The organism is Pseudooceanicola endophyticus (assembly GCF_018760365.1).
Lineage (GTDB): Bacteria > Pseudomonadota > Alphaproteobacteria > Rhodobacterales > Rhodobacteraceae > Pseudooceanicola > Pseudooceanicola endophyticus.
This window is the reverse complement of sequence record NZ_JAHIAB010000016.1, coordinates 1-25,044: the sequence shown is the minus strand read 5'-3', so window position 1 is coordinate 25,044 and position 25,044 is coordinate 1. Positions and strand designations below refer to the sequence as shown.

Below are 25,044 nucleotides of genomic sequence, written 5' to 3'. Positions count from 1 at the left end.
CGAAGGGAGGCGAGAAGGGGGAGCGGTGCAGGGGGCTCTGCCCCCGCCGGCCTGCGGCCGACTCCCCCGCCATATTTGGAGAAAGATGAAAGCCGCGGCGTCAGGGGCGTTTCACGGCGGCTTCACGGACTGTTGTAACGTCAGGGAGTTTGCCGACAGGCGGGCGGACGGGCGGAAACCGGCCCTTTGGGCCCTGTGGCATAGGCGGAAACCGGCCCGGGGGCGGCGCGGCGCGCCCTGCGGGAGAGCCGGGCGCCCGGGTTGACCGCGCTTGGTTGTGGCGGCATGAAGCCCCTGCCCATCAAGGGCCCTGAGGAGGTGGAGCACTTGGCCCGCAGACCCAAAAACGATCCCGCCGCGCTTGACCGCGAAAGCTCCCGCAGGGTGAAGGCCCTGGCGGAGCTCTGGCCGTTCCTGAGACCCTACCGGCTGCTGATGCTGGGGGCGCTGCTGGCGCTGACGCTGACCGCCTCGGTGTCGCTGATCCTGCCGGTGGCGGTGCGCCGGGTGGTGGACAATTTCAACACCGAGACCGTCGGGCTGCTGGACCAGTATTTCGGCGCCGCCATCGGCATCGCCGCGGCGCTGGCCGTGGGGACCGGGCTGCGCTACGCGCTGGTCACCGTGCTGGGGGACCGGGTGGTCGCCGATATCCGCAAGGCGGTCTTCGCCCGGGTGATCGGCATGAGCCCGGCTTTCTACGAGCGTACGATGACCGGCGAGGTGCTGAGCCGGATCACCACCGATACCACGCTGATTCAGTCGGTGATCGGCTCTTCCGTGTCGATCGCGCTGCGCAATACGCTGATCTTCTTCGGCGGTTTCGCGATGATGCTGCTGACCTCGGCCAAGCTGACGGGGCTGGCGCTGCTGATCGTGCCGCTGGTCGTCGTGCCGATCCTGACGCTGGGGCGGCGGCTGCGCAAGCTGAGCCGCGAGAACCAGGACTGGATCGCCGAAAGCTCTGGCAATGCCAGCGAGGCGCTGCTGTCGGTGCAGACCGTGCAGGCCTTCACCCATGAGGCGCTGAACCGTGCCGCCTTCGACAAGGTGACCGAGGCCAGCTACGACGCGGCGGTGCGGCGGATCAGGACGCGGGCGGTGATGACCGTCATCGTGATCTTCCTGGTCTTCGCCGGGGTCGTCGGCGTGCTGTGGATCGGCGCCCATGACGTGCGCGGCGGGGGCATGAGCACCGGGGCGCTGCTGCAATTCGTCATCTACGCGGTGATGGTCGCGGGCTCGGTCGGGGCGCTGAGCGAGATCTGGGGCGAGCTGCAGCGCGCCGCCGGGGCCACCGAGCGGCTGGTCGAGCTGCTGTCCATCCGCGACAGCGTGCTGGATCCGGCGGCGCCCGTTGCGGTGCCGTCCCCGGTCACCGGCGAGATCCGCTTTGACGACGTGACCTTCTTCTATCCTTCGCGCCCCTCGGTGGCGGCGCTGGAGGGGATCGACCTGACGATCCGCCCCGGAGAGACGGTGGCGGTGGTCGGGCCTTCGGGGGCCGGCAAGTCGACGCTGATCCAGCTGATCCTGCGCTTCTACGATCCGGTGGCCGGCAAGGTGAGGCTGGATGGGGTGGCGCTGGATGCGATGGCGCGTCCGGCCTTCCGCCGCTCCGTGGCGCTGGTGCCCCAGGATCCGGTGATCTTTGCGGATACCGCCCGCGCCAACATCCGCTTCGGCTGGCCCGAGGCCTCGGATGCGGAGGTCGAGGCGGCGGCGAAGGCGGCCTTTGCCCATGACTTCATCGAGGCGCTGCCCGGGGGCTACGACAGCCCTCTGGGCGAGCGCGGCGTGATGCTTTCGGGCGGGCAGAAGCAGCGCATCGCCATTGCCCGGGCGATCTTGCGCGACGCGCCGGTGCTGCTGCTGGACGAGGCGACCAGTGCGCTGGATGCGGAGAGCGAGCGCGCGGTGCAGGGCGCCATCGACACGCTGTCGGAGGGCCGCACCACGGTGATCATCGCGCACCGCCTGGCCACCGTGAAGAAGGCCGACCGGATCATCGTCATGGAGGCGGGGCGGATCGTCGCCCAGGGTACCCACGAGGCGCTGGTGGCCGAGGGCGGGCTTTACGCCCGCCTGGCGCGGATGCAGTTCACCGACGGGCCGGTCGCGGCCTGATATCTTCGGGGGGCAGGCCGGCTTCGGGCGCGCGCCGCGCGCCGTCAGCCGGCCTGGCCCGCCCCCTGCGGGGACGGGCGGTGCCCTGCTGCCTCTGCCGGTGCATCACCCGAGGGTGTTTCCTTTTCTTCCCGGCCTGTTAAGGTGCCGATACATCGGCAGGTTGAGTGCGGTGCCCACGGGTGCCGGTCTGCCGGTGCCAGGATCGGATCCGGCCCCCTGGCCGGGGATGTCCACCCGAAGGGAAGGACATGAAAGGGAGGAGTCATGACCTTTTCAGGCGTGCCTGATGCGCTCAGGCTGACCGGGGAGATGCCCTGGTCCGACCGCGACGTGCCGCGGACCCTGCTGCAGATGCTGGCCTCGACCGCGGCGGCCTTCCCGGCCCACAAGGCGGTCACCTTCCAGCTGCAATCTGGCCCCCGCGACCGGGCCCATACCCTGACCTGGGCCGAGCTGCATGCCCGCACCTGTCAGGCCGCGAACCTGTTCCGCAGCCTTGGCGTCGGGCGCGAGGACGTGGTGGCGCTGATCCTGCCCAACAGCCTTGAGACCGTCGTGGCGACCCTTGGCGCGATGATCGCCGGGCGGGTCAGCCCGATCAACCCGCTGCTGGAGCCCGAACAGATCGCCGCCATCCTGCGTGAGAACGACGCCCGCGTCGTCGTCACCCTGAAAAGCTTTCCGCGCGCCGACGTGGCGCAGAAGGCTGCCGAGGCGGTGCGCCATGCGCCCTGCGTGCACACCGTCCTGGAGGTCGACCTGCAGGACTACCTGTCGCCGCCGAAATCCTGGATCGCCGGGCTGATGCGGCCGAAGCCGGGCCCTGCGCATCACGCCGACATCCGCGACTTCAACGACGAGCTGGACCGGCGCGGCCGGCGCCCCGAGTTCGAGGACCCCGAGGACGATCGCATCGTCGCGCTGTTCCACACCGGGGGCACCACCGGGATGCCGAAGGTGGCGCGCCACCTGGCTTCGGGGGTGATCTACAACGCCTGGATCGGGGCCACGCTGCTGTTCGACGAGAACGACAGCATCATGTGCCCGCTGCCGCTGTTTCATGTCTTCGCCTGCCAGGTCATGCTGATGGGGGCCTGCATGTCGGGGGCGCATATCGTCTTCCCGACGCCTGCCGGCTACCGGGGCGAGGGGGTCTTCGACAATCTCTGGAAGCTGTGCGAGCGGTACGGGACCACCTTCATCATCTCCGTGCCGACCGCAATCTCGGTGCTGATGCAGCGCCCCGTCGATGCCGATCTCTCGACCGTCAAGCTGGCCTTTTCGGGCTCGGCGCCGCTGCCGAAGGAGCTGTTCCGCCGCTTCGAGGAGGCGACCGGGGTCAAGATCCTGGAAGGCTACGGGCTGACCGAGGCGACCTGCCTGGTCTCGTGCAATCCCGATGTCGGACCGCGCAAGCATGGCTCGGTCGGGGTGCCCTTCCCCTATACGGAGGTGCGCATCTTCGACCATTCCGAGGAGCCGCCCCGCGAATGCGCCACCGACGAGGTGGGCGAGATCTGCGTCGCCAGCCCCGGCGTGTTCCCCGGATCGACCTATACCGAACCCGCCAGGAACCTCGGGCTGTTCCACTATGACCGTTACCTGCGCACCGGCGACCTGGGGCGGCTTGATGGCGACGGCTACCTGTTCATCACCGGGCGCAAGAAGGACCTGATCATCCGCGGCGGCCACAACATCGACCCTGCCGAGATCGAGGAGGCGCTGCTGTCGCATCCGGCGGTGGCCTTTGCCGGGGCCATCGGCCAGCCCGATGCCCGCCTCGGAGAGCTGCCCTGCGCCTATGTGGAGCTGGTGGCCGGTGCCTCCGTCACGGAGCAGGAGCTGCTGGAGCATTGCCGCCGCCATGTCCACGAACGCGCCGCCGCGCCCAAGCACGTGGAGATCCTGCCGGCATTGCCGAAAACCGCCGTGGGCAAGGTCTTCAAGCCGGCGCTGCGTCAGCGCGCGATCACCCGGGTGCTGGATGCCGCCTTTGCCGAGGCCGGGCTGGCGCTGCGGGTTGCGCAGGTTGTCGATGACCGCCGGCGCGGCCTGACGGCGGTGCTGGAGGCTTCCGGGGCCGCACCGGACGAGGCCGCTGTCGCTGCGCTGATGGAGCGTTTCACGATTCCCTGGAACTGGGTCGGGACGGAGACGGACGCACCGGAGGAAAGCCGCGCGGCTTCCTGATCCGCGGGGGGGCAAAGCGCCCCGCGCGGCGCGGCCTTCGGTCATCGACCGGGGGCTGCCCGCCTGGGGGTGTGGCAGCTGTTCCCTTGAACGGAAACAGGATGCAACGGGCTGAACAGATCACCCCAAGCAATGCAATTCGGCTGCCAGAGATCTGACAAGTCTTTGATTTTTGGTGATTTGTGGTGCCGCAGGGGAGGATTGAACTCCCGACCTCACCCTTACCAAGGGTGCGCTCTACCACTGAGCTACTGCGGCGTCCGGCGGACCCTGAAAGCCTCAACTTTCGTCAGTCCGACTGTCCGTGTCAGCGTCTCCGCCGACCGTGAGCGGGTATCTAGCGGTGAACTCCGAAGGGCGCAAGCAGAAACTGGACGCTTTTTTTCGGCTCCTTTACAGAAGGCGCATGAGCGATAGATCCCCCCATGAAAAGGGCCTGCAGAGCAGGGAAGACCGGCTGAAGGCGGCCCTCAAGGCGAATCTCGGGCGGCGCAAGGCACAGGCCCGGGCACGCAAGGCAAACGAGTCGGGCGAAGAAGACGCGCGCGACGACAAGAACAAGGATTGAGAGAGCAGATGGATTCGATTCTGGTGACGGGCAACGGCCCTCTGAACGGGCAGATCCCGATCGCGGGGGCGAAGAATGCCTGCCTCACGCTGATGCCGGCCACGCTGCTTTCCGAGGAGCCGCTGACGCTGACCAATGCGCCGCGTCTGTCGGACATCCGGACCATGACCACCCTGCTGGAATCGCTGGGTGCGGAAGTGACCCGGATGCAGGACGGCAAGGTGCTGGCCATGTCCAGCCATGACCTGAACAACCACCGCGCCGATTACGACATCGTGCGCAAGATGCGGGCCTCGATCTTGGTGCTGGGGCCGATGCTGGCGCGCGAGGGCCATGCCATCGTGTCGCTGCCCGGCGGCTGCGCCATCGGGGCGCGCCCCGTCGATCTGCACCTGCGCGCTTTGGAGGCCATGGGCGCCGAGCTTGAGCTGAAGGAAGGCTATGTCCATGCCAAGGCGCCGGGCGGCCTGAAGGGCGGCATCTACGAATTCCCGCTGGTCTCGGTCGGGGCGACGGAGAACGCGCTGATGGCGGCGACGCTGGCCAAGGGCACCACGGTGCTGAAGAACGCCGCGCGCGAGCCCGAGATCGTCGATCTGGCCCAATGCCTGCGTCGCATGGGCGCGCAGATCGAGGGCGAGGGGGCCTCGACCATCACCATTCAGGGCGTCGACCGTCTGGGCGGCGCGACGCACCCCGTCGTCACCGACCGGATCGAGCTGGGCACCTACATGCTGGCCCCCGCGATCTGCGGCGGCCGGGTGGAGCTGCTGGGCGGGCGTCGCGATCTGCTGGCGGCCTTCTGCGACAAGCTGGAAGAGGCCGGCGTTTCGGTTGAAGAGACCGCGCAGGGCCTGGCGGTCGAGCGCCGCAATGGCCGGGTGAAGGCCGTGGATGTGGTCACCGAACCCTTCCCGGGTTTCCCGACCGATCTGCAGGCCCAGATGATGGCGCTGATGTGCACCGCCGAGGGCACCGCCGTGCTGGAAGAGAAGATCTTCGAGAATCGCTTCATGCACGCGCCGGAACTGATCCGCATGGGCGCCAATATCGAGGTCCACGGTGGCCATGCGACCGTTCACGGCGTGCCCAAGATGAAGGGCGCACCGGTCATGGCGACCGATCTGCGCGCTTCCGTCAGCCTGATCCTTGCAGGTCTGGCCGCAGAAGGCGAAACTGTGGTCAGCCGCGTCTACCACCTCGACCGCGGATATGAACGCGTCGAGGAGAAGCTGGGGGCCTGCGGAGCCAAGATCGAACGGATCACGGGGCAGTAAATGACCGAAGACGCACGTTTCGAAGACGCCCGCGAGGCACCGCTGAACCTGGGCGCGCTGGAGCCCGAGGACCTTCAGGTGATCTCGGCGCTGGTGCAGGATGCCATCGTTCCGCTGAAGGAGATGCGCTTTCTCAAGCAGGAACGCCGCTTTGCCCTGCTGGTGAACCGCTTCCGCTGGGAAGATGGCGGGCGCGACCGACACGGCGCCGAACGGGTCCAGTCGATGCTGGTCTTCGAGAACGTGCTGGGGGTCGCGGGGCAGGGGATCAGCCGGGAGGATCCCGAGACGATCCTCTCGATCCTCTCGGTCGATTTCACCCCGGATGCAGAACCGCCGGGCGGCACGCTGGTGCTGACGCTGGCAGGCGATGGCGCGATCCGCCTGACCCTGGAGGCGCTGGAGGTGCGGCTGCGCGACGTGACGCGGCCCTATCGTGCGCCTTCGGGCAAGGCCCCGGACCACGGGGTCTGACACGACCTTGAGGCGCGGGCGCCCCCCCTGTAAGGAGGGGCGAACCGCGCCGGAGGGTCCCATGCCGCAATTCCTGTCCACGGCTGACGCCGATTTCGAAACCCGTTTCACCGCGCTGCTGAACGCCAAGCGCGAGGACAGCCCCGATGTGGACGCGGCCGTCGCCGCGATCATCGCCGATGTGCGTGCCCGTGGCGATGCCGCCGTCATCGACTACACCTCGCGCTTCGACCGGCTGGAGCTGACGCCGGAAACGCTGGCCTTCTCGGAAGCCGAGATCGACGCCTACTGCGCCCAGGTCCCCCCGGCCGAGAAGCAGGCGCTGGAAACCGCCGCGCAGCGCATCCGCGCCTACCACGTCCGCCAGATGCCCGAGAACGCCTTCTGGACCGATCCCGATGGCGCCTCGCTGGGCTGGCGCTGGTCGGCGGTGTCGGCTGCGGGTCTCTACGTGCCGGGCGGGCTGGCCTCCTATCCCTCTTCGGTGCTGATGAACGCCATTCCCGCCAAGGTCGCGGGGGTAGAGCGTCTGGCGATTGCCGTGCCGACGCCCGATGGCAAGGCCAACCCGCTGGTGCTGATGGCCGCGCGCCTGGCCGGGGTCGACGTGATCTACCGCGTCGGCGGTGCCCAGGCGATTGCCGCGCTGGCCTATGGCACCGAAAGCATCCGCCCCGTCGACAAGATCACGGGCCCGGGCAATGCCTTCGTGGCGGCCGCCAAGCGCCGGGTCTTCGGCAAGGTCGGCATCGACATGATCGCCGGCCCGTCGGAAATCCTGGTGATCGCCGACAGCGACAATGATCCCGACTGGATCGCGCTCGACCTGATGAGCCAGGCCGAGCATGACGAAAGCGCCCAGTCGCTGCTGATCACCGATGACGCCGCCTTCGGTCAGGCCGTGGCCGAGGCCGTCGAGAAGCGCCTTGAGACGCTGGAGCGCCGCAGTATCGCCGGGGCAAGCTGGCGCGACTATGGCGCGGTGATCACCGTGCGCGACATGGACGAGGCCACGGCCCTGTCCAACCGCATCGCCCCCGAACACCTGGAGCTGTGCGTGGCCGATCCGCAGGCGCTGGCGGAGCACTGCACCCATGCCGGCGCGATCTTCCTGGGCGCCTGGACCCCGGAGGCGATCGGCGATTACGTCGGCGGGCCGAACCACGTGCTGCCCACTGCGCGCTCGGCACGATTCTCCTCCGGCCTCTCGGTTCTGGACTTCCTGAAGCGTACGACCTTGGCACAAATGACGCCTGCGGCGCTGCGTGCTATCGGACCGGCAGCCGAAACCCTCGCGATCTCGGAAAGCCTTGAGGCCCATGGCCTTTCCGTTCGGGCCCGCCTGAACAAGCTGAACGACACCCCCGAAGGTTGAGGCCAAGGCGCCACAGGATCGCGCAAACGCGTTTACCGTTTGTTAAGATTTTGTGGCGTTTTTCTGCGATGCAGCATAAGTTGCTCGCAGGAAAATCCACAACCCGAGGGGATCCGATGCTCATGTCTCGCATCACCCATATCGAACTGGACGACCGCAATCTGCCGCCCCCGACCCCGGAGATCGAGCAGGAGCGCCGCGTCGCCATGTTCGACCTGATGGAGGAGAACTCCTTCACCCTGCCGAAGCGGGATGATCGGGTCGTGCCCGAGGGGCCCTACAAGGTGGGTCTGTCGATTCGGGAAAAGCGGCTGGTCTTCGATATCCGGACCGAGGACGGGGCGGAGGCCACCACCTTCCTGCTGTCTCTGGGCCCGTTCCGGCAGGTGGTGAAGGATTATTTTGCGATCTGCAAAAGCTACTTCGATGCAGTCAAGAATCTGCCCCCCGCGCAGATCGAGACCATCGACATGGCGCGCCGGGGCATCCATGATGAGGGCGCGCGCGTGCTCGTGGAGCGTCTCGAGGGCAAGGCCATCGTCGATCATGACACGGCGCGCCGATTGTTCACGCTGATCTGCGTGCTGCACTTCGGAGGTTGAAGCGACTTGCCAGCGGAACGTCCGCAATCGGTGTTGTTCTGCTGCGATCACAACGCGGTTCGATCCCCCATGGCAGAGGGGATCATGAAGGCGTTCTACGGGCGCGACATCTACGTCCAGTCCGTCGGCGTCCACAATGATCTGGAAGTCGACGGCTTCTGCATCGCGGTCTGCGCCGAGATGGGCGTGGAGCTGGAACGCCACCGCTCGCGCTCTTTCGAGGAAATGCAGGAATGGGGGGACGATCTTTCGTCCTTCGATCTGGTCGTCGCCCTGTCGCCGGCCAGCCAGCGCTCGGCGCTGGAGCTGACGCGGCATTTCCACCTCGAGGTGGAATACTGGCCGATCATGGATCCCACCGGGATCGGCGAAACCCGTGATCAGAAGCTGAATGCCTACCGGCAAAGCCGCGATCAGATCATCGAGCGCCTGAAACGGCGGTTCGGAGAACCGCCCAAGCGCTGACTTTCCAAGGATATCCTGATGACCGACACCATCCGCCGCTATTTCGCGGCCTTCAACGCCGGTGACACCGACGCCATGCTGGACTGCCTGTCCGAGGACATCGCGCATCATGTCAACGAGGGCCAGATCCGTCGCGGCAAGGCGCTGTTCGCGGAATTCAACGCCCACATGACCCGCAGCTACCGCGAAACCCTGACCGACATGGTGATCTTCGAGGCCGAGGGCGGTCGGCGCGCGGCGGCAGAGTTCATCGTCAACGGCACCTATCTTCAGACCGACGCGGGCCTTCCCGAGGCCCGGGGCCAGACCTACCGCCTGCCGGCGGGTTCGTTCTTTGATCTGGATGAGGATGGTCTGATCTCGCGGGTGACGACCTATTACAACCTGGCCGACTGGATCCGTCAGGTCTCGGCGTGAAGGTCGAGGTGCTGACCGGCGCCCGGCTGGAAGGCGCCCTGGACGACGTGGCCCGGCTGCGCATCGCGGTGTTCCGGGACTGGCCCTATCTTTACGAGGGCACTCTGGAGTACGAGCGCGGCTATCTGGCCGACTACCTGTCGGAAACCGCCGTGGTGGTCGCGGCCTTCGACGGTCCCCTAATTGTCGGTGTCGCCACCGGCATGGGGATGGAGGCACATTCGGACGATTTCGCCGCCCCCTTCGCCGGGCGTCCCGAAGCGCTGGAACAGGTCTTCTACTGCGCGGAATCGGTGCTGCTGCCCGACTACCGGGGGCAGGGGATCGGACATGCCTTCTTCGATGCCCGCGAATCCCATGCCCGGGCGCTTGGGCGCCGCTACAGCGCCTTCTGCGGGGTCCAGCGCCCCGCCGATCACCCGGCCCGGCCCGCGGACTACCGCCCCCTTGACGGTTTCTGGCGCAAGCGTGGCTATGCCCCGCTGCCCGGGGTCGTCGCGACCTTCCACTGGACCGATATCGGTGCGGCCGAAGCCACGCCGCACCCGCTGCAATTCTGGATGAAGAGCCTCTGATGAAACTTGCCACCGCCGCCTATCCGCTTCACGCCTTCGAGGACTGGTCCGCCTACGAGACCAAGCTGACCGCCTGGGTCGCCGAGGCGGCCGGGGCGGGGGCCGAGTTGCTGGTCTTCCCGGAATATGCCGCGATGGAGCTGGCCACCCTGGGCGGGGCCGGAGCCTGCGCCGATCTGGAACGCGCCAGCCGCACCGTCTCGGATCTGTTCCCGAAGGTGCATGGGCTGCACCTGGCGCTGGCGGCGCGCTTCGGCGTGCATATCCTGGGTGCCTCGGGGCCGGTCTACCTTGAGGACGGGATGCTGGTGAACCGCGCGCATCTTTACACCCCGACCGGGCAGATGGGGTTCCAGGACAAGCTGATCATGACCCTTTGGGAGCGGGATCCCTGGGGCGTCTCGGGGCTGGCGCCGCTGAAGGTCTTCGACACGGCGCTTGGCAAGATCGCCGTCAACATCTGCTACGACAGCGAATACCCGCTGCATGCCCGCGCGCAGCGCGATGCGGTGCTGCTGCTGGTGCCCTCCTGCACGGAGGCGCTGGAAGGCTACTGGCGGGTGCGCATCGGTGCCATGGCGCGGGCGCTGGAAAACCAGTTCATCAGCGTCATGTCCTCGATCGTGGGGGATTTTCCGGCGATCGAGGCCGTGTCGCAGAACGTCGGCATGGGCGGCGTCTTCGGCCCTCCCGATGCCGGTTTTCCGCCCACCGGCGTTCTGGCCGAGGGGAATTTGAACCAGCCCGGCTGGACCTATGCCGAGGTGGACCTTGCCCGGGTCGCCGAAGTGCGCGAGAACGGCAACGTGCGCAACCGCGCGCACTGGACGGAACAGCCCGGCGGGACGGTCGCAGGACCCGAGCCCGTGGAACTTTGCGTTCTTAAGTAGATTCAGCCTTGAATTTTCGTCGAACAAGGCTCATTTACGCGCCATCCGTTCCGTGGGAACGGATTCCCTCAAATATGGAGTACACATGGCCAAGGAAGACATTCTCGAATTCCCCGGCGTCGTGAAGGAACTCCTGCCCAATGCGACTTTCCGGGTCGAGCTCGAGAACGGCCATGAGATCATCGCACACACGGCAGGCAAGATGCGGAAGAACCGTATCCGCGTCCTCGCAGGCGACCGCGTGCAGGTCGAAATGACCCCCTACGATCTGACCAAGGGCCGGATTAACTATCGCTTCAAGTAAGAAGCCTCCGCGCAAGCGGCACGACAGAATGCAAAGGGCCTGCCGGAGACGGCGGGCCTTTTTCTCAACGGGGAACAGGTTTTCCCCGCAGGACTTTGAGAGGCCCGCATGAAACTCATCCTCGGATCGGGCAGCCCCCGCCGGCTGGAGCTTCTGGCCCAGCTCGGGCTGGTCCCCGACGACATCCGCCCCCCCGACATCGACGAGACGCCGCTGAAGGCCGAGCTGCCGCGCCCCTATTGCCAGCGCATGGCCCGCGAGAAGGCCGAGGCCGTCGTCGCCACTGCCGATGAGCTGGTGCTGGTTGCCGATACCACCGTGGCGCTTGGGCGTCGCATCCTGGGCAAGCCCGCCGATGCCGGAGAGGCCGCCGCCTTCCTGCATGCGCTTTCCGGGCGGCGCCACCGGGTGATCACCGCGCTGGCGGTGAAGCTGGGCGATCGCCTCTGGGAGCGGGACGTGGTGACCCAGGTCAGCATGAAACGCCTCTCGGATATCGAGGTGAACGGCTATCTTGCCACCGGAGACTGGCAGGGCAAGGCCGGGGGCTACGGCATTCAGGGGCCTGCGGGCGCCTTCATTCCCTGGATCCAGGGATCGTTTTCCGCGGTGATGGGCCTGCCCGTCGCCGAAACCGCAACATTGCTGAGCGCCGCCGGCTGGCCGCTCTGGAGGGAAGAGGCATGAAGGGCAGCCAGATCGTCCTCGATCACATCGACATGGACGGCGAGACCGTCGAAGCTGCGGCGCTGATCGCGGAGGGGCGGCTTCAGGATCTGATCGTCGATCACCCCGACCAGCCCGCGCCGGGCGCCATCTACCGTGCCATCTGCGACCGTCCCGTGAAGGGGCAGGGGGGGATGTTCGTGAAGACCCCCGAGGGCATGGGCTTCCTGCGCCAGCTGCGCGGCTATGCGCCGGGCCAGACGGTCATGGTGCAGGTCACCGGCTATGCCGAGCCCGGCAAGGCGCTGCCGCTGACCACCAAGGTCCTGTTCAAGAGCCGCTATGCCATCGTCACCCCCGGCGCGCCGGGCATGAACATCTCTCGCGCGTTGAAGGACGACGACCTGCGCGACGAGCTGACGGTGATCGCCCATGAGGTCTTCGGATCGCATCCGGTGGCCGAGCTGGGCGCGGGGCTGATCCTGCGATCGGCCTGCGAGGGCGCCGACATGGAGGACGTGGCCGAGGATATCGCCGCCATGGCCGATCTGGCCGCGCAGGTGCTGGCCGACGAGGGCAGCGAGGCCGAGCTGCTGGTCGATGGGCCCACCGCCCACGAGCTTGCGCTGCGCGACTGGCCGCAGTCCCAGGTCAGCGATCCCGGCGCCAAGCCGCTGGCCGCCTTCGAGGCCGAGGGCGTGCTGGATCTGCTGGGCCCGTTCGGCACCGAGGCGCCGCTTTCGGGCAGCGGGTCGCTTTTCATCGAGGCGACGCGGGCCTGCGTTAGCATCGACGTGAACACCGGCGGCGACAACAGCCCGGCGGCAGGCCTGAAGGCCAACCTCAACGCCGCACGCGAGCTGCCGCGCCAGTTGCGGGTGCGCGGCCTTGGCGGCATCATCTACCTCGACCTCGCGCCGATGGGGAAGAAGGACCGTCGCCAGTTCGAGGGGGCCATCAAGGCGGCCTTCCGCGCCGACCAGATCGAGACGGTGCTGGCCGGCTGGACGCCGCTTGGCAATTTCGAGCTGCAGCGCAAGCGGGACCGTTTGCCCCAGGCCGGAATTCTTGCGAAGCTGATGGCATGACCTGCCCGATCTGCTCTGCGAAAACCGATCCGAAGTACCGGCCCTTCTGTTCCAAGCGCTGCGCCGACATCGACTTGTCGCGCTGGCTGGGCGGCGGCTATGCCGTCCCCTCGACCGATCCCAAGGACATCGAGGAAGCCCTGGATGCGCTGGAGCAGGACCTGCTGAAGGGCCCGCCTTCGGGACGGCTTTCCTGAACAGTCTCAGGGGGTTGTAAGGTAAACCTGTCCGGGGGTGATTTTTTCGAAAAAGCCTCTGGACAGGACCGGCGCCCTCACTTAGAAGACGCCTCACCCGAGGACGACAACAGCGTCCTCCCCGGTGCCCGGGTAGCTCAGGGGTAGAGCAGTGGATTGAAAATCCTCGTGTCGGTGGTTCGATTCCGCCCCTGGGCACCACTTCTTACCTAGAAGATCATCAAGACGCGTCCTTCGGGGCGCGTTTCTTCGTTTCGGGCCTGCGGTTGCCGCCGGGCCTCGGCTTGGCATCCGCGCAAGGGCCGGGGATCCGGGCAGGGGCGCCCGCGAACGGACCCATGGCAGGCCCGTCCGGCGGCTTTGGTTGTCTGGCAGGTTGGGGGCGGGCGCTCAGCTCAGCGACAGGTCGCGCTTCACCGTCTCGATGGCATGGCGGGCCCGTTCGGCGGCTTCTTCCAGACCATCGGCCAGCTGCGCAAGCATCGGGTCGTCATAGTTGCGCCGCAGGATGTTGGCGCTGCTGGCACTGATGCCCGAGATGTTCGCCATGGCATGCAGTGCCTCGCCCAGGCGCTGCATCAGCGGATCCGGGCCGGCCTCTGCCGCCTCCGCCTCCGAGACCTCCAGCAGCGTGGAGACGGTCAGCGCGCTCAGGACCTGGCCGTCCTGCCATTCCAGCGGCAGGACCTCGACGTCCCAGAGGGTGGGGTAGGGTGTGCCGTGGTAGAGGGCGCGGAACCGCGAGGCGGAGCCCTCGAAGGCCGCGGCCACCGCGATCTCTGTCCGCTCCTGCGCCATACCGCCCCACAGGGCGCTCCAGGTGCTGCCGCAGACCGAGGCCTCCTCCAGGCGGAACTGGTCCAGGCCGCGCCGGTTGATCGCCATGACCTCTCCGGCGCGGTTCAGCACCGTCGCGCAGAGCGGGTTGCGTTGCGCCAGATGGTCACGCATCACGGAAACGGACCGCGCCGTCAGCTTTTCCGGGTCGAAGACTACCACCATCACCTTTATCCTCACGTCACCGCGAGAGATATACGCCGGCGGATTGTCGCTTTCCAAGCGCCGAGTGATTACCCGGCGGTCAAATCGCCCGCCTGTGCCCGGGTGAAGGCGGCGGCCAGGGAACTGGCCGAGAACGGCTTCTGGACGACGACGCAGGGCGGGTAGGCTTCCAGCAGTTCGGGCGTGGCGCCATAGCCGGTCGCCAGCACGAAGGGCGTGCCCATGGTATGCAGCCGTTCCGCCACCGGGATCGACTGTTCCTCTCCGAGGTTGACGTCGAGCAGGGCGAAATCGACCCGGTTGTCCTCCAGGAAACGCAGCGCGGCCTGCACGCCGGAAAAGATCTTGACCTCCTCGGCGCCCATGTCCTCAAGGATGCCGGCGGCGTCCATGGCGATGATCAGCGTATCCTCCAGCACGATCCCGGTGCCGGTCAGGCCCGTCGGGACACTGTCGCCGGCGGGGGCCGGGGCTGCCGCAAGCGCCGGGTCCGTTCCGATCGAGGAGATCACTTGCGCGGGCAGTCGGAAGCGCGCCTCAAGCCCGGTCAGCCGGTAGGAGACATCGGCATCGCCCTTCAGTTCATGCGGGATGGATCCCTCGATGATCATCGTGCCGAAGCCGCGCCGCTTGGGCGGGGTCACCGCCGGACCGCCGCGTTCGATCCAGGCCAGCGACAGGCTGCCGCCGGGCTCTTCCTTCAGGGTCACGTTGACCCGGCCCGAGGGTTCCTTCAGCGCGCCGTACTTGACCGAATTGGTGGCCAGCTCGTGCAGCACAAGCGCCATGGTGGTGAAGGCCTGAGGCGAGATCATCGCGTCCGGTCCCTCGATCACCAGCCGCTCGGCGCCGCCGCTGGCATAGGCGGCGATCTCGCAGCGGATCAGGGCGCAAAGCGAGGCGGGCTCCCACTGTTCGCTGGTCAGCTGGTCATGGGCCCGGGCCAGCGCGTGGATGCGGCCATCGAGGTTCTGGGTGAACTCCTCCATCGTGCGCGCCGAGGAACGCGTCTGCGCCAGCAGCCCGCGCATCAGGTTCAGGATGTTGCGCACCCGGTGGTTCAGCTCGGAGATCAGCAGCTGCTGCTGTTCCTGGGCGCGCTTGCGTTCCAGGTTGGAGGCATCGGTGATCTTCAGGAAGATCTCCAGCAGGACGATGCGCAGCAGCTCGGCGGAATGCAGTTCCTGGTCCGACCAGGCGACCGAGCGTCCCTCGACGGTTTCCTGCCAGATCTCGAAGCTGCGGCGCGGGGTCAGGCGGGTGCCGTTCGGGCCGACCTCCATGGCCTTGGCGGGTTCGCCCGCCCATTCCACGGTGTCGCGCACCTCCCGGCGGCACAGCACCAGATAGTCGCGCGGTCGTTTCGAGATCGGGATTGCCAGCAGCCCGGCACAGCGCCCGGCATAGTCGCGCGCCGGCGGATGCCCCGCCGACAGCCGGTCGGTGGCGTGGACGCCATTGCCGATGCTGCGATCAAGATAGCGCGCGAGCGAGCGGAACTCCTCTTCCGAGGGGGTGCGCCCGCGGGCGTGGAACGTGTCGTTCTCGAACAGGATGATGCCGTCATGGGGAATCACGCCGGCGATGTCCTCGGACACGGCCATCAGGCTTTCGGACAGGCCGTGGCCATCGGCCATCTGCGCCATCAGCCGGGTCTGCAGGCGGTTGGTCTCGGATTCGGCCTGCTTGCGGCGGGTTTCCTCAAAGCGGCTCAGCTCATAGGCGAACATGTGGGCGAACATCTCGATCGCGGTGCGCCGCTCGTAGTCGATGTAATGCGGCGTGGCATTGTGGCAGGCGAAGAGGCCCCAGAGCTCTCCGTCCTTCATGATCGACACCGACATCGAAGCCCGCACCTTCATGTTGCGCAGGTATTCGATATGGATCGGGGACACGGCGCGGGTCACCGCCAGCGACAGGTCGAGCGGCAGCCCGCCATCGTCGAGCCCCGGACGCACCGGGCTGCCGGGATCATCGACATCGGCGATCAGCCGCAACAGGGAGCGCTTGTAGAGCGCGCGCGCCTGCACCGGAATGTCGGAGGCCGGGAACATCAGCCCGTCGTAGCGGTTCTTCCCGTCCAGCCGGCTTTCGGCGATTACCCGGCCCGACAGGTCGGGCTGGAACTGGTAGACCATCACGCTGTCGAAGCCCGAGAGGGCCTGCAGCGCGCGGGCGGCGTCCCGGGCCAGCGCGGTCAGCCCGCGATCGCGGCGCAGGGCGGCGATCTGGGGATAGACCTCGGTCATCAGGTCGCGTTCGGAGCGCGCGTGCTTGGGCTCCAGCTCGATCAGGATATGGTTGCCGGACTGGTGCAGGCAGATGTCGTAGGTGCCCCGGCGCGGGCGCAGCGGCACCGCGAACAGCCGCACCGCGCCATCGCGGTTTTCCAGCCCGTGCAGGTTGCGCCGGATCAGCGACAGCCCCTCGGGCGAGATCAGCTCGGACAGGGGGCGGCCCAGGGCGGCGCAGCTTTCCACCCCGAAGATGGCCAGCAGGTTGTCGGAGGCATGTTGCACGATCCAGTCCGAGGAGACCGCCAGCAGCGCGCCGTAGGACTGCACCCGGCCCAGCAGGTGGATCGGCTCTCGGTCGCAATTGGTCAGATCGGTGGCGGCCTCAGGCGATTGCGGCATGGTCGGGGGCTCCGGTCGGGTGGGGCTGGGCAAGGGCGGCGCGGCGGAAAAGGTCGAAGGCGGTGCAGGCCTGGTCGATCAGCCGCAGCGCCTGTTCGGAAGCCGGGTCGATGGCGTCCAGCTCGGCGCACAGGGTGCTCCAGGCGCGGCCATGATCGGCGGGGGCGAAATAGCCGGGGATGCGGGTGTCGGGCAGATGCTGGGCCAGCCGGCGGCGCAGCAGTTCCGTGCCCAGCCGCGATCCCAGCACGATGTAGCGCACCGCCAGCGGATCACAGGAGACCGGCGCGGGCAGGGGGGTCCAGGGCTGGTCCAGGGCAGCGAGGTCGGCGTCGAGGATCCGGCACAGCCGGTCCGGCAGGATACGGGCGGGATCGTCTGCAGGCAGCCCCTGGGCAAGTGCGCCGAGGCCGCTGCGTTGCGCCGCCAGGAACCAGCCCAGCCGACCGGTCATGTCGGCCTGGAAGGGGGCAAACAGCGTCTCCGTCTGGTCGTGGCTGGAATGCGTGGCAAGACGCAGCTGGTGGCGAAAGCCCGAGGTCTGTTTCGGTGCGGGAAATTCCCGGCCTGTCTGTCGTCCCAATCGTTGTCCCGTCCGGTGATCTGGCTGCCGGCCCGGCGAAAATATCCGGGCCATTCGCAATCAACGCGCGGGACGGCCATCCGGTTCCCGCGGGGCCTGCATTTTTTCGACGGGCCGGCGCAGGGGCGGAGAGGCGCGGCGAAAGACAGGGTGACGCAGGGAAAAAGATGCGGAGCGAAAAATACCTCTTGCGTGGTCCGGGCAGGGCGGGTACATCGCCCCCCACGACGCGCTGGTAGCTCAGTTGGATAGAGTACTTGACTACGAATCAAGGGGTCGGGGGTTCGAATCCTCCCCAGCGCGCCACTTCCCTCATCTGAGGTGTGAGGCAAAACTGACTTTCATGTCAGGTGCCTGCCCCGCAGGAAGACCTTCCGGAACACGAAGTGGCGTTGCCCAACTGAGCGCATGATCGCAAGGTCAGGATCTTCCTGCCTGTGTCTGATCCCGGGCGTCTCGTTTTGCCAGGAACCTCTTGGCCATCCCCGGAAATACCTTTCCTCAGTTGCCGCTGACTGTGACCTTGCTGCGTTCGAGTCTGCATCGTCCATGCCGCGATTCGGCGGCGACATTGCTTTCCTATTGATCGCCTCTTCCGTGGGGAGGGGGATTGAGGAATTGGCGCAGCTGGCGGGGTGTGACGTGGCCGCATTCAGGGGGCCAGCTCCGAACAGGCCCTGGGATCTTCCCTTGAGGTGCCATCGGTCGGGACCCAATGGATGACGATTTCACCGACGTCGCCATCTGGAGGGGCTTCGGCATGTCGCAGCCATCGACGCCTGGGCACGCCGGATCGAAGGCTGGCGGGCTCGACACCCCGGAACAGGCTGTTCAGGATTCCCGCACGCTCAGGGGCGCGGGCCTCGTCCCCCTTTCGGACCGCGGGCCGCAATATCTGTCCATGGGCGACGCCGAGCGCTTGGGTGGTCATGCGCGATTGTACCGGAACCCATGGCGTAGAAATGGCGCATCATCGGTGCCTCCCTGGGCCGCGTCGACGGCAGCTCTCCCTCTCGGGCGATTGCTTCGCACTGCCCTGCCGGGGTGTGGACTTCGCGTTGGCCGAGGCGATCAACGGCCTCTTCGGGGGCGGGGGCATCCACCGTCGCGGGCCGTGGCACAACTTCGGGGCTGTCGGATATGCCGCCCTCGAACGGGTCGAGTGGTTCAGCAACGTTCGCAGTCTCTCGGAACAATGGCCTTCGCCTGCTCCCCCTGCTCAAGCCAATCGGGGCCATCCCTTCGGCGGAAGCAGGGGTAAACTTCCACGCCGCTGCGGAAATTGAAGACATGGCCGCATCACGAATCCCGATCCCCCTCCCGGCTTTTGTTTCATGCGCTGATCGTGCTGCTCTACCTCTTCCTGCTGCTGCCTGTCGCGGCGGTGACCTATGTCAGCTTCTTCGACAGTCAGTTCCTCAGTTTCCCGCCGCCCGGCTATACTTTTCACTGGTTTGCCAATGCCCTGGATCAGGCCGATTTCGTCAGCGGCTTCCTGACCAGCACGCAGGTCGCGCTGGTGGCCACGGTGATCGGCGTCGTTTCGGGGGTGCTGGCCAGCCTGGCGCTGGTGAAGTTCGACTTTCACGGCAAGGCGGCGATCAAGGTTTTCCTGATGGCACCGCTGCTGGTGCCGGGCATCGTGATCGGCACGGCGCTTTATGTCTTCTTCCTGCAGATCGCGCAGATGACGGGCTATAACGCGACCCGGTCGATGGCGGGACTGGTGATTGCCCATGTCATGCTGACGATCCCCTGGAGCGTCCGCCTGATCGTCGCCTCGATGGGGATGCTGGACCGTTCGGTCGAAGAAGCCGCCCGCAACCTCGGCGCCAGCGCCTGGACCGCCTTCTGGCGCATCACGCTGCCCCGGATGCGCTCCGGCATCGTCGCGGCGGCGCTGTTCAGCTTCGTCGTCAGCTTCGAGAACCTCGAGGTCTCGGTCCTGCTGGTAAGTCCCGGCAACACGACCCTGCCGATTGCCATGCTCCAGTACCTGGAATGGAGCATGGATCCGACCCTGGCTGCGGCCAGCACCATCCAGATCCTCATCATCGGGGCGCTTCTGCTGATCTCCGATCGCTTCGTCAAACTTTCGCAGGTGGTGTAACCGTGGCTGACCTCAATATCCGTAACCTCCAAAAAGACTACGGCAATTTCAGCGCGGTGGATGGTGTCAACCTGACCGCGGGGGCCTGCGAACTGGTCGCGCTGCTGGGCTCGTCGGGCTGTGGCAAGACCAGCTGCTGCGCTCGATCGCCGGGTTCGTGCCCGTCACCTCGGGCCAGATCGAGATCAACGGCCGCGATGTCACCCGGCTGGCCCCGAACAAGCGCAACACCGGCATGGTGTTCCAGAACTAGGCCCTGTTCCCGCATCTGACGGTCGAGAAGAACGTGGGCTTCGGTCTGGAAATGCGCGGGATCACCGGCCCCGAGGCCGCCCGGCGCATTGCCGAGGCGCTGGAGCTGGTCTCGCTGGGCGCCTATGGCCACCGCTATCCCAAGGAGCTGTCGGGGGGCCAGCAGCAGCGCGTCGCGGTGGCCCGCGCGCTGGTGGTGAACCCGGATGTCTTCCTGCTGGACGAGCCGCTGTCGAACCTCGACGCCAAGCTGCGCCAGAGCGTCGGCATGCAGTTGCGCGACCTGCAGAAGTCGCTGGGCCTGACCACCGTCTTCGTGACCCATGACCAGAAGGAGGCCCTGATGATGGCCGACCGGCTGGTGATCATGCGGGCGGGCAGGGTGGTGCAGGAGGGCAGTGCCGAACAGCTCTACGCTGCGCCCGCGTCCTATTTCGTGGCGGATTTCCTGGGCCATTCCAACGTGCTGACCGGCAAGGTCGTGCCCGAGGGCTTCCTGTCGGCGGGTGGCACGCTGTTCCGCTGCGACAGCGCCGGGGTGCCGGCGGATCGCGTCATGATCCTGCGACCCGAGAACCTGATCCTGGGACCGGCCGCGACCGGGCTGCCCAACAGCTTCGAGGCGCGGATCCAGTCCATCACCTATCTCGGGGCGCAAAGCGAGGTGGCCCTGGCCCTGCCGGGCGGCGACCTGCTGGTCGCGACGCACCAGAACCGGACCGGCGACAGCCTGACGCTGCGGGTCGGGGACAGGATCGCCGCCGGCTGCCGGCCCGAGGCCGTGCAGCTTCTGGTCGACGACATGACAAAAACCAACTGATCCACAGGAGAGACAAGAATGACGATGACGACCCGCCGCGCCTTCCTGGCCGGCACCGCCGCCGCAGGGGCCACCCTTGCAACTCCCGGCCTGCTGCGCGCGCAAAGCGGCGGCAAGGTCGTCGTGGGCACCTGGGGCGGCGACTATGCCCGCCTGCTCACCGACGAGGTCCAGCCCGCCCTGCGCAAGACCGCCGACTATCGCCTGGTGCTGGACACCGGCGGCGCGACCGCCCGCAAGACCAAGCTGCTGACCGCAGCGCGCGTCGGCGGCGGCGCGATGGACGTGACCTGCCTGTCGGACACCGACATGTACCAGATGTACGCGCAGGACATCCTGACGCCGGTCGCGGACCTGGACATCCCGAACTACGCCAACGTCTTCGACACCTTCGCCAGCGACTACTCGATCCCGCATATCTACAGCGGCATGGTCATCGTCTACGACACCACCCAGGTCAGCAAGGCGCCGACCTCCTACGCCGATCTCTGGACCGAGGAATACCGTGGCGCCGTCGGCTTCTCGGACATCCTGTTCAATCCGCTGCTGCTGGCCGCCTCGCTGGCCCATGGCGGCGGCGCGACGGACTTCGACACCGCCAAGGAGGCCCTGATGGAGCTGAAGGCCGCCGGCGGCGGGGCCAAGGTCTATCCCTCGAACGAGGCCATCGCCAACGCCTTTGAAGCCAAGGAAATCAAGGCAACCCTGATGTGGAAGGCCCGCGCCTACCAGTGGAGCAAGGCCGGTCTGTCCGTCGCCGCCGCCACCCCGTCCGAAGGCGCCATCCCCGTCACCTTCAACGCCGCCGCGACCCGCTTTGCCGAGAACCCGACCGGGGCCGCTGCCGTGCTGAACACCATGCTGGACCCGGCGATGCAGCTGGTCTTCGCCAAGGCCATGGGCTATCTGCCGACGGTCTCGAACGCCGAGATCCCGGACGAGATGCGCCAGACGCTGGGCTTCACCGATGCCGAGCGCGAGGCCTTCGTGCACCCCGACTACGGTTACGTGGCTGCACAGCTGTCGGACACGCTGACCTGGTGGAACCAGACCTTCAAGGCGTGATGATGGCGATGTCCAACCTCAACGCCCGGCGGATCGGTTCGGTGGCAGGTCTCCTGTCGCCGGCCACCCTGCTGGTGCTGGGCAGCCTCGTGCTGCCCATGCTGACCCTGCTGCGGTACAGCTTCAACGCCTATGACCCGATCGTTCTGATGCGCGAGACCTTCACGCTTGAGAACTATCTGCGCTTCCTGGCCGAGCCCTATTTCCACGAGGTGATCCTGACCACGCTGGCCGTGGCCCTGGTCTCGACCTGCGGCAGCAGCATCCTGGGCTTCCCGATTGCCTATTTCCTGGCCCGCACCCAGAGCCGGTTCAAAAGCCTGCTGGTGGTGCTGGTGATCTTCCCGTTGCTGGTGGGCAACGTGGTGCGTGCAGCCGGCTGGATCGCGCTGTTCGGCTCTCGCGGGGTGATCAACGTCACGCTGATGAAGCTCGGCCTGATCTCCCAGCCGATCGAGATCATGTATACCGACTTTGCCGTCATCATCGGCACGCTGTCGGTGGTCCTGCCCTTCATGATCCTGACCCTTCAGGGGGTGATCGAAAACGTCGATTTCTCGATCGTGGATGCGGCGCTGAATCTGGGCGCCAGCCGTGCCAAGGCCTTCACGCGGATCTTCCTGCCGATGATCATGCCCGGCGTCCTGGCCGGTTTCGTGCTGATCTTCATCCTGTGCATGAACGCCTATGCCACGCCCTACCTGCTGGGCGGACCGGGCTACAAGATGATGGCCCCGGCCCTCTACGACCAGATTTCCTCGGCGGCGAACTGGCCCTTCGGGTCGGCGCTGGCCTTCATCCTGATGGCCGTCACCGTCATTTCCACCCTGCTGGTCACCCGGCTGACCACCCGTCGCCGCCGCTGAGCGCAGGCCAAAGACCTTAGAAAGAACGACCATGGGTTTCCTCTCTTCCGACGTATTCGACTATCGCCTCATGGGGCTGCGCGACGCGATGGGCCGTAAGGGCCTGGACGCGGTCATCCTGTTCGGCGCGGATTCAGAGTTCTATACCAACTGGATCGTCGACGTGGCTGTCTGGGAACGCCCGATTGCCGTCGTGATCCCGCGTGAGGGCGAGATTTTCGCCGTCCTGCATTCGCTGTCGACCAACCATTTCCGCTTCGCGCGGGAACGCAACTCGACCTGGCTGCAGGACGTGGAGTTCTACTACGAGCATCGCCGCGAGGGCGCGCGCCTCTACGATGGTTTCCACGATCATGTCGCCGACCGCCTGCGCGCCCGCGGCCTTGACGGGGCCCGGTTCGGCCATGACGGCGCCGTCGGCCACATGCAGAAGATCCTGGCCTCGCTGGGCAGCGGCCAGATGGCCCCGGTGGACGCGGACCTGCGCGCCCTGCGTCTGGTCAAGCACCCCGAGGAGCTGGCCCTCATGCGCGAGGCGGCGGATATCTCGGACTGGCTGCAGGACCGCTATCGCGAGAACATCCGCCCCGGCCGCCTGATTCAGGAGCTTGACCTCGAGATGCAGCGCCAGGCGATTGTCGAGGGCGCCCGCCGCTTTCCGGGACAGAACTGCGAATGGCGCATCTACACGCTGCGCGGGGATCACTCGGCCTCGCCCCATGGCAACGGCGCCCAGACCGGCGCCGCGATCCAGGAAGGCGATGGCCTGGTGAACATCCTGATCCCGCGCCTGAACGGCTGCACGGTCGAGAATGAGCGGATCTGGTTCTGCGGCCGCCCGAATGCGGAGCAGGAGAAGGCCTTCCATGTCGCGGTCGAGGCCCAGGAGGCCGCGATTTCCGTCATGCGCCCCGGCAATCCGGTCTGCGAAATCGACATCACCGCCCGCCGCGTGATCGAAGGCGCCGGCTATGGCGAGAACATCCTGCACCGCACCGGTCACGGCGTGGGGATGCGCGGGCACGAGTATCCCGCTGACACGGCTTTCAATGCGCGCCCGCTCATGGCGAACGAAGTTTTTTCTGCCGAGCCCGGTATTTACATCTGGGGCCTTGGCGGTTTCCGTATGGATGACACCGTCGTTGTCGGCGATACACCCGAGGTGCTGACCAAGGCGCCCAAGGACCTGGCAAGCCAGACGGTCCTCTGACACCTTGCCCCCATCCGCCGACCGGATGGGGGCCCCATTCATCGGCGGCGAGGGAGAGAGCGATGAGCGAACCACGACAGGCACGGCAGACACAGGCGGACAAGTCCGCCGCGATGCAGCGCCGTCTCTGCGAGGCCACGCTGGAGACGCTGGCCGAGGTCGGCTACGAAAAGCTCAGCACCACGCTGGTCTGCGAAAAGGCCGGCGTGTCGCGCGGGGCGATGACCCATCACTTCAGCTCTCGCAACGCCCTTTTCGCGGCGGCCTTTGCCCATCTTCTGGCCAAATGGCGGGACGAGCGCAAAGCCTATTACGATGCGATGCCGCCGGGCGTGACCATCTCGCTGGCCGAGCAGACCGAGTATCTGTGGCAGCATGTCTTCGGCACGCCGACCTATGTTGCCTCGCTCGAACTGATGCTGGCCGCGCGCATGGACGTGGAATTGGGGCAGTTGCTGCGCGATATACTGGGCGAGTGGCGGGATCTGCGGGACGCGCGCCTGATCGGGGCGCTTGGCGGGGATCCGGACGATCCCGTGTCGCTGCAGTTCATCCGTCTGAATTCCTGCATGTTGCGCGGGATTGCCGTTCACATGGCCTTCGACAAGAGCGAGGAAGAGCGCGAGACGCTGCTGGCCTCCTGGCGCGACTTCCTGCGCGCCAACGACGACCGCTTGCCCTGGAACCTGCCCGGGGTGATGGCCTAGTCCAGCGCCACGCCGCTGGCAGGGCCCCCCGGCCTGCGCCCGGACGGTTTCGGAGACCTTTCTGGTCACGGGGCCCTTCCTGCGCGCGATGCTGCGGGCATCCCCCACGCCCGCCACATCTTCGGCACGCTGCCGATGCCGGATTATGCCACATCAGGCGGGCAGGTCGGGATGGGCCTGCCGTGCCGCCGCACGACCGCCTCTGGCCGAGGCTGTGTGAAAACGGGCCGGCAGGGGCTCACGGCTGCTGGTTTACCCGGTTGCTCACTTTCAGCCGCCTCCGACGCCCTTTGCGCGCGTTACGGCTTGGTGATCCCTTTCAAGCAATGCGTTACGGCGGCGCTTGAGGTGCGACAGCCCCCGATCAGGCGGCAATGGCCCGCATCAGGCCCCGAATGCCGATCAACGCGACCACCCGCTTGATGTTGTAGGCAAGGACATTCAGCGCCATTTCGCTGCCGACGTTCTTCAGCCTCCGCGTCAGGAAATGGGTGTGCCCCATCCAGGCCTTGAGCGTGCCGAATGGGTGTTCAGCCGTGCAGAGGCGCAGGGTCATCCGATCGGCCTCTCCACCC

Annotated in this window: 24 protein-coding genes, 3 tRNA genes and 1 pseudogene; 23 read left to right on the top strand and 5 right to left on the bottom strand. The window is 66.8% G+C overall.

What is annotated here, in order from left to right; all coding sequences use genetic code 11:
- The first annotated feature begins 327 nt into the window (after positions 1–327).
- Together KM176_RS21690 and KM176_RS21685 are read left to right on the top strand one after the other, a co-directional pair.
- Positions 328–2,127, top strand: a complete 1,800-nt coding sequence (locus KM176_RS21690) for an ABC transporter transmembrane domain-containing protein (RefSeq protein ID WP_236045416.1) — start codon at positions 328–330, stop codon at positions 2,125–2,127.
- Between the two features lie 267 nt (positions 2,128–2,394).
- The gene (locus KM176_RS21685) at positions 2,395–4,320 is read left to right on the top strand and encodes an acyl-CoA synthetase (protein WP_160896641.1); all 1,926 of its coding nucleotides are present in this window, start codon (positions 2,395–2,397) and stop codon (positions 4,318–4,320) included.
- A 183-nt stretch (positions 4,321–4,503) separates the two neighbouring features.
- Here KM176_RS21685 and KM176_RS21680 read toward each other — a convergent pair.
- Positions 4,504–4,578 (bottom strand) — tRNA-Thr (locus KM176_RS21680).
- A 148-nt stretch (positions 4,579–4,726) separates the two neighbouring features.
- Here KM176_RS21680 and KM176_RS21675 point away from each other — a divergent pair.
- From KM176_RS21675 to KM176_RS21610, 14 genes are all read left to right on the top strand, one after another.
- Positions 4,727–4,888, top strand: coding sequence for a hypothetical protein (locus KM176_RS21675; protein ID WP_202398059.1), 162 nt, complete (start codon positions 4,727–4,729; stop codon positions 4,886–4,888).
- An 8-nt stretch (positions 4,889–4,896) separates the two neighbouring features.
- Positions 4,897–6,165 (top strand): UDP-N-acetylglucosamine 1-carboxyvinyltransferase, encoded by a 1,269-nt coding sequence (gene murA, locus KM176_RS21670; RefSeq protein ID WP_160896640.1) that lies wholly within the window; start codon positions 4,897–4,899, stop codon positions 6,163–6,165.
- Positions 6,166–6,639: a DUF2948 family protein gene (locus KM176_RS21665; RefSeq protein ID WP_160896639.1), complete on the top strand. Its 474-nt coding sequence runs from the start codon at positions 6,166–6,168 to the stop codon at positions 6,637–6,639.
- Positions 6,640–6,700: 61 nt separating this feature from the next.
- A complete protein-coding gene (gene hisD, locus KM176_RS21660; protein WP_160896638.1) occupies positions 6,701–8,014 on the top strand; it encodes a histidinol dehydrogenase in 1,314 nt (437 codons plus the stop codon).
- A gap of 122 nt (positions 8,015–8,136) precedes the next feature.
- Positions 8,137–8,616: a UPF0262 family protein gene (locus tag KM176_RS21655; RefSeq protein WP_160896694.1), complete on the top strand. Its 480-nt coding sequence runs from the start codon at positions 8,137–8,139 to the stop codon at positions 8,614–8,616.
- A gap of 6 nt (positions 8,617–8,622) precedes the next feature.
- Positions 8,623–9,081, top strand: a complete 459-nt coding sequence (locus KM176_RS21650) for an arsenate-mycothiol transferase ArsC (RefSeq protein WP_268946176.1) — start codon at positions 8,623–8,625, stop codon at positions 9,079–9,081.
- Positions 9,082–9,099: 18 nt separating this feature from the next.
- The gene (locus KM176_RS21645; protein ID WP_160896637.1) at positions 9,100–9,498 is read left to right on the top strand and encodes a ketosteroid isomerase-related protein; all 399 of its coding nucleotides are present in this window, start codon (positions 9,100–9,102) and stop codon (positions 9,496–9,498) included.
- Positions 9,495–10,073 (top strand): GNAT family N-acetyltransferase, encoded by a 579-nt coding sequence (locus KM176_RS21640; protein WP_160896636.1) that lies wholly within the window; start codon positions 9,495–9,497, stop codon positions 10,071–10,073. Before KM176_RS21645 ends, KM176_RS21640 begins: the two co-directional genes overlap by 4 nt.
- Entirely contained in the window at positions 10,073–10,963 is an 891-nt protein-coding gene (locus KM176_RS21635) for a carbon-nitrogen hydrolase family protein (protein WP_160896635.1), read from the top strand. The genes KM176_RS21640 and KM176_RS21635 overlap by 1 nt, the downstream gene beginning before the upstream one ends.
- Before the next feature lie 85 nt (positions 10,964–11,048).
- Complete coding sequence (gene infA, locus KM176_RS21630; RefSeq protein ID WP_007792573.1) at positions 11,049–11,267, top strand: translation initiation factor IF-1; 219 nt, start codon at positions 11,049–11,051, stop codon at positions 11,265–11,267.
- Between the two features lie 108 nt (positions 11,268–11,375).
- The gene (locus KM176_RS21625; protein ID WP_160896634.1) at positions 11,376–11,954 is read left to right on the top strand and encodes a Maf family protein; all 579 of its coding nucleotides are present in this window, start codon (positions 11,376–11,378) and stop codon (positions 11,952–11,954) included.
- Positions 11,951–13,021, top strand: a complete 1,071-nt coding sequence (locus KM176_RS21620; protein ID WP_160896633.1) for a ribonuclease E/G — start codon at positions 11,951–11,953, stop codon at positions 13,019–13,021. Before KM176_RS21625 ends, KM176_RS21620 begins: the two co-directional genes overlap by 4 nt.
- On the top strand, positions 13,018–13,218 hold the full coding sequence (locus KM176_RS21615; RefSeq protein WP_160896632.1) for a DNA gyrase inhibitor YacG: 201 nt from the start codon (positions 13,018–13,020) through the stop codon (positions 13,216–13,218). Before KM176_RS21620 ends, KM176_RS21615 begins: the two co-directional genes overlap by 4 nt.
- A 126-nt stretch (positions 13,219–13,344) precedes the next feature.
- A tRNA-Phe gene (locus KM176_RS21610) sits at positions 13,345–13,419 on the top strand.
- Positions 13,420–13,608: 189 nt separating this feature from the next.
- Here KM176_RS21610 and KM176_RS21605 read toward each other — a convergent pair.
- From KM176_RS21605 to KM176_RS21595, 3 genes are all read right to left on the bottom strand, one after another.
- Positions 13,609–14,220: a PAS domain-containing protein gene (locus KM176_RS21605; RefSeq protein ID WP_160896631.1), complete on the bottom strand. Its 612-nt coding sequence runs from the start codon at positions 14,218–14,220 to the stop codon at positions 13,609–13,611.
- A 68-nt stretch (positions 14,221–14,288) separates the two neighbouring features.
- Entirely contained in the window at positions 14,289–16,856 is a 2,568-nt protein-coding gene (locus KM176_RS21600; protein WP_160896630.1) for an HWE histidine kinase domain-containing protein, read from the bottom strand.
- Entirely contained in the window at positions 16,840–17,439 is a 600-nt protein-coding gene (locus KM176_RS21595) for a biliverdin-producing heme oxygenase (protein ID WP_160896629.1), read from the bottom strand. The genes KM176_RS21600 and KM176_RS21595 overlap by 17 nt, the downstream gene beginning before the upstream one ends.
- A gap of 229 nt (positions 17,440–17,668) precedes the next feature.
- On the opposite strand from KM176_RS21595, the gene KM176_RS21590 reads away from it, so the two are divergent.
- The 7 genes from KM176_RS21590 (at position 17,669) to KM176_RS21560 (ending at position 24,469) form a co-directional block, all read left to right on the top strand.
- Positions 17,669–17,745 (top strand) — tRNA-Arg (locus KM176_RS21590).
- 1,039 nt (positions 17,746–18,784) lie between these two features.
- A complete protein-coding gene (locus tag KM176_RS21585; protein WP_311136193.1) occupies positions 18,785–19,549 on the top strand; it encodes an ABC transporter permease in 765 nt (254 codons plus the stop codon).
- Between the two features lie 256 nt (positions 19,550–19,805).
- On the top strand, positions 19,806–20,621 hold the full coding sequence (locus KM176_RS25030; RefSeq protein ID WP_375372136.1) for an ABC transporter ATP-binding protein: 816 nt from the start codon (positions 19,806–19,808) through the stop codon (positions 20,619–20,621).
- A gap of 18 nt (positions 20,622–20,639) precedes the next feature.
- Positions 20,640–21,686, top strand: coding sequence for an extracellular solute-binding protein (locus tag KM176_RS21575; RefSeq protein ID WP_160896627.1), 1,047 nt, complete (start codon positions 20,640–20,642; stop codon positions 21,684–21,686).
- On the top strand, positions 21,662–22,552 hold the full coding sequence (locus tag KM176_RS21570; protein ID WP_311136191.1) for an ABC transporter permease: 891 nt from the start codon (positions 21,662–21,664) through the stop codon (positions 22,550–22,552). Before KM176_RS21575 ends, KM176_RS21570 begins: the two co-directional genes overlap by 25 nt.
- A gap of 31 nt (positions 22,553–22,583) precedes the next feature.
- Positions 22,584–23,762, top strand: coding sequence for a M24 family metallopeptidase (locus KM176_RS21565; protein WP_160896626.1), 1,179 nt, complete (start codon positions 22,584–22,586; stop codon positions 23,760–23,762).
- A 62-nt stretch (positions 23,763–23,824) separates the two neighbouring features.
- Positions 23,825–24,469 (top strand): TetR/AcrR family transcriptional regulator, encoded by a 645-nt coding sequence (locus KM176_RS21560; RefSeq protein WP_160896625.1) that lies wholly within the window; start codon positions 23,825–23,827, stop codon positions 24,467–24,469.
- Between the two features lie 364 nt (positions 24,470–24,833).
- Here the strand turns inward: KM176_RS21560 and KM176_RS21555 are convergent.
- A pseudogene (locus KM176_RS21555) lies at positions 24,834–25,044 on the bottom strand (IS5/IS1182 family transposase); the annotation flags it as partial.